Annotated in this window: 1 protein-coding gene; it reads right to left on the reverse strand. The window is 32.3% G+C overall.

Translation table 11 applies throughout. The features are described 5' to 3' along the window. Nucleotides 1–42: 42 nt before the first annotated feature. Complete coding sequence (locus E1171_RS02245; RefSeq protein ID WP_155203659.1) at nt 43–207, reverse strand: hypothetical protein; 165 nt, start codon at nt 205–207, stop codon at nt 43–45. Nucleotides 208–316 lie beyond the last annotated feature (109 nt).

Consider the following 316-nt stretch of genomic DNA (forward strand, 5'->3'; position numbering starts at 1 on the left):
CTTAATAAAAAGGTTTCATTTTACATTTGCCTTTTTGGATATTCACTCACAACAATTTTTATTTCCTAGGTTATCAAGAGCAGTATAATAACCCGGGAGCTTTCTCCCTTCTTTATATCGTTTGATGGCCACAAGGTTATCAGTCCCTAAGTTTTCCCTATTTAATTCTTTGATGATCTTATTAAACCCGTTGATGTGAGAGGACATTTTAATTCTTTTTTTTAGGTAGATAAATTGAAGCATTCACTAAGATTGGATTATTCTTTTTTCTTTCGTGGCTTATATGGGGGGAAGTTTGAATTCCTTGATTCTTATA

The organism is Xanthovirga aplysinae (genome assembly GCF_009711365.1).
Classification (GTDB): Bacteria; Bacteroidota; Bacteroidia; order Cytophagales; family Cyclobacteriaceae; genus Xanthovirga; species Xanthovirga aplysinae.

Bases quoted from the DNA above. Each gene is read 5' to 3' on its own strand.
- E1171_RS02245 (WP_155203659.1), bottom strand. From the start codon at position 207: ATGTCCTCTCACATCAACGGGTTTAATAAGATCATCAAAGAATTAAAT.